Genomic DNA, 4572 nt, shown 5'->3' on the forward strand with positions numbered 1-4572 from the left:
GCTGGAATGATCAGAGGGGGATATTGATATATGAAAGTGGAAGCCTTACAAGCAACTCAAGGAAATTATAATTTAAAGAATTATGAAGAAACATACAAACAATTCGATTGGGCAGATGGGGAGAAGGTATTCTCCTGGTATGATACAGGTCGAGTCAATATGGCTTATGAGGCTATTGACCGCCATGCAGAATCCATCCGAAAAAATAAAATAGCTCTGTATTTCCGTGAAGGCTTAAGAAATGAAAAATATACATTTAAGGAAATGAAGGAGCTTTCTAATAAAGCAGGTAATGTTTTAAAAACATACGGAGATGTTGAAAAAGGAGATCGCGTGTTTATTTTTATGCCGCGTTCACCTGAGCTTTATTTTGCTGCATTGGGTACGATTAAACTTGGTGCAATTGTCGGTCCGCTTTTTGAAGCATTTATGGAAGGGGCGGTTCGTGACCGTTTAGAGGACAGTGAAGCTAAGGTTCTTATTACGACACCTGAATTACTGAAGCGTGTCCCTGTCGATGAGCTTCCTGCTCTAAAAACTATTTTTCTAGTAGGAGAAGGAATTGAAGAGGAAGGGCCTTATATTGATTTTAATAAAAGATTAGCGGAAGCGAGCAACAAGCTTTCTATTGAATGGGTAGAACGAACAGATGGGTTGATCCTGCATTATACTTCCGGGTCTACTGGTAAACCAAAAGGGGTATTACATGTTCACAATGCTATGATTCAGCAATATCATACAGCAAGATGGGTTCTTGACATGCAGGAAGAAGATGTCTTCTGGTGTACGGCAGATCCGGGCTGGGTTACTGGAACCTCCTACGGGATGTTTGGGCCGTGGTTAACCGGAACGTCAAATTTAATAGTAGGCGGAAGATTTAATCCGGAATCCTGGTATAAAATGATTGAAGAGTATGGCGTATCAATCTGGTACAGTGCACCTACAGCATTTAGGATGCTAATGGGAGCTGGAGATGAGGTTGTTAAGAAATTTGATTTAAGCAGCCTGCGCCATATTGTGAGTGTTGGAGAGCCTTTAAACCCTGAAGTAATAAAGTGGGGAATGAAGGTATTCCATTTAAGAGTCCATGATACTTGGTGGATGACTGAAACAGGAGCATTATTAATCTGCAACTATCCTTGCATGGAGATTAAACCTGGATCGATGGGCAAGCCTATACCAGGTGTTGTGGCTGCCATTGTTGATGACCAAGGAAATGAACTGCCTCCATATCGCATGGGCAACCTGGCCATTAAAAAAGGCTGGCCAGCTATGATGCATGCGATTTGGAATAATAAAGAGAAATATGAATCCTATTTCATGCCTGGAGACTGGTATGTTTCAGGTGATTCAGCATATATGGATGAAGATGGCTACTTATGGTTCCAAGGACGTGTGGATGATGTGATTATGACATCTGGTGAAAGAGTCGGTCCATTTGAAGTGGAGAGCAAGCTCCTTGAGCATCCTGCTGTAGCAGAAGCAGGTGTAATTGGTAAGCCGGACCCTGTCCGCGGTGAAATTATTAAAGCCTTCATTGCGCTGCTGGATGGCTATGAGGCATCTGATGAACTAGTTGAAGATATTCGTCAATTTGTGAAAAAAGGACTTGCAGCTCATGCTGCTCCACGCGAAATAGAATTCCGTGATAAACTTCCAAAAACAAGAAGCGGAAAAATTATGCGCCGTGTCTTAAAGGCTTGGGAACTAAACCTGCCAACCGGTGATCTTTCCACAATGGAAGATTAATAAACAAAAAGAAGAACCGTGCCATTTGCACGGTTCTTTTCTGTGAAAATCTATACTTCCTCTGTTGGCGGTGTTTCTGGATCATCTCCATTTCCATCGTCATCATTATCACCAGGAGGATCCTTTGGTTTTTCTTCTTTAGGTGCTGTTTCACCAGGCTGCCCAATTTGAATGATATTGGATGGAGCAGATTCTTTCCCTGCAATATCAACAGCTGTTACATAGAACTCTCCATTAGGTGCTTGGAATGAAAGAGTATTACTAGCGGAGATGCTGCTCACCTTTTTCACGCTTTCACCTGATTTTTGGTAAACACGATAGCCAATTACATCATTTTCGGCATGCGCACCCCAAACAATGGTCGAGTTTGATCGGCTAATAGCTGGGGCATCTGGAGCCTTTCCATTTTCCTCTAATTTAGAATCAGCTGCTATAAGGCCTTTCCATCTATCCTTATTCGGAATTAACTGTGATGCATCCTTTATTGAAATACCATACTTATCCTCGAAAAACTTAGGACTAATCGCTACGCCTGAATGGATAAATTCATCTGGTGTGCTGTCTAAGGCTTCGTATCTATTAGTTCCGATAAGGACATACTTTCCATCTGCAAAGTTATTATCAGTCTGTGTAGGAAGGAACTTCGCATTAAACCAGTCTGTCGCAACGAGACCTGCTTTAGAACAAGCATCAGAAGGGAGAAGACCAGATGCTGCGCAATAGGATCTGCGGACAATTCCACCAGGCATTTGGAATTGCTGATTTGTTGCCACCAGATCAGGAGCTGCGTCAAAGGCAGCATTCATAAGGTCCGCCCATAAATATACGTTACGGGGACCGTGATGGACTCCTTTATATCTAAGCTCTAATGATTTTGGAGTGTCATATCCATTCCAGACTCCAAAGCTAACTTTTGGATTAACAGCCACAAACCAGGAATCTTTTAAATCCTGACCTGTACCGGTTTTACCAGCCCAGTCTGAACCAAACTTTAACCGGCCTTTTAATGATGTTGCTGTCCCTTGATTGATTACATCTCTCATCATATCAATGGTCAAATAAGCAGTTTGCGGGCTGAATACTTCAACGGGTTCCGCTTCATGCTGATAAATAGTTTTACCAGACTTATCTACGATTTTTTCAATCATGTAAGCATCCACAAAGTTTCCGCCATTTGCAAAAGTGCCAAAGGCATTTACATTCTCTTCAACTGTTACTCCATTCGTAATTCCACCTAGAGCTAGTGAATTTGTTGAATAGTCACTTTCGATTAGTGAAGTAAAGCCCATTTTTTCTAAATATTGAGCCGGGCGCTTATCAATAATCGTTCGATAAGTCAGCATCGCAGGGACATTATAAGACATTGCTAGAGCATAGCGCGCAGAGACTAGACCACTGTATGTTTTATCATAGTTATTCGGGTAAGGTACGTTTGGTCGATGCGGGTCAAGAAAAACCTCGACATCGGGAATGACAGAACCTGGTGAAACTGCTCCCAACTCTAAAGCTGGTGCGTAAACAACTAACGGCTTCATTGTAGATCCGTTCGATCTAGTAGTATATGTCGCATGGTTTACCTGTGCAATACTATAATCTCTTCCACCAACAAAGGATAGGATTTTTCCAGTGCTGTTTTCGATGAGAATTGCACCTACCTGAACAGGCTCTACTACTTCTTTCTTTTCCTTCGTTTCAGGGTCTTCAACTATTTCAATCTTATCACTTCCGTATAGGGCAAAATTATCTTTTGCCACTTGCATTGCATCATAAATTCCCTTATGAATAGTTGTATGAATTTGGTAACCGTTTTGACGAAGATTACGATCTGCCAAAATTTTATATTCATTTTCCAGCTCTTTATCATTCTTCAAATCTTCATCCGTATAGCCATCTTCTTTGGCAAGGATGCCAGCCAAAATATCCTTTGCCCGTTTTTCTATCTCAAATGTTAAATATGGGTACTTTTCAACGGTACTTTCAACACGAGGGATAAAATCCTTCGTAATATCATAGGCTAATGCTTCTTCATATTGCTTCTGTGTGAGCCTTCCGTCATCAAACATTCTGTTTAATACTGTTTTCATCCTTGTAAGACCTGGTTCAATGCCCTCAGGCTTCTTCAATTCCCCGCCTTGTGTATAGGGGGTATAGCCAAAGGGGCTTTGAGGAAGCCCAGCAATGAAAGCGGCCTGGGGTATATTTAATTCCTTTGCATTTACTCCAAATATTCCTTTAGCAGCTGCTTGAACACCGGCGATGTTTCTGCCAGATGAATTTCTGCCAAAGGTGGAGACATTTAAATAAGCTTCCAAAATTTCTTTCTTATCGAAAAACTTTTCTAAGCGCAGGGCAAGCAAAATTTCTTTCGCTTTCCTTTCAAAAGAAACTTCATTTGTTAACAGCTGATTTTTTATTAATTGCTGTGTGAGTGTACTTCCGCCCGTTTGAACAGACGAATTCGTTACTTCTTGAAACAGAGCACGCATAATTGCCTTAGGAACAACTCCATCATGCTCATAAAAATATTCATCCTCTGTTGCAATCACGGCATCTATTAAATATTGGGATACATTCTCAAGCTTTACTTCTTCCCTGTCTAAATCTGTTCGAAGCTTTCCAAGGTAAACATTTTCTGCAAAATATAAATCGGATGTCTCTTCATAGTTATAAATATCCTTTTTCATCTTTTCATAAGGACGAATTTTCTCATTCTTAACGAGTGAAGCAAAATATCCTGCTCCAACCCCACCGGCAAAGGAGCCAACCAAGACAATAATAATAATAAATAATAAAATAAGATTCCAAGCAACTTGAAAGGAGATA

Annotated in this window: 2 protein-coding genes; one reads left to right on the forward strand and one right to left on the reverse strand. The window is 40.8% G+C overall.

Features of this window, described 5'->3' with window-relative positions; genetic code table 11:
* Positions 1-30 precede the first annotated feature (30 nt).
* Positions 31-1749: an acetate--CoA ligase gene (gene acsA, locus V7164_RS17130; RefSeq protein WP_335354684.1), complete on the forward strand. Its 1719-nt coding sequence runs from the start codon at positions 31-33 to the stop codon at positions 1747-1749.
* A gap of 50 nt (positions 1750-1799) precedes the next feature.
* Here acsA and V7164_RS17135 read toward each other — a convergent pair whose 3' ends face one another.
* A complete protein-coding gene (locus V7164_RS17135; protein WP_438824725.1) occupies positions 1800-4433 on the reverse strand; it encodes a transglycosylase domain-containing protein in 2634 nt (877 codons plus the stop codon).
* Positions 4434-4572 lie beyond the last annotated feature (139 nt).

Origin of the sequence: Bacillus sp. JJ1474, assembly GCF_036965225.1 — a bacterium.
GTDB lineage: Bacteria > Bacillota > Bacilli > Bacillales > Cytobacillaceae > Cytobacillus.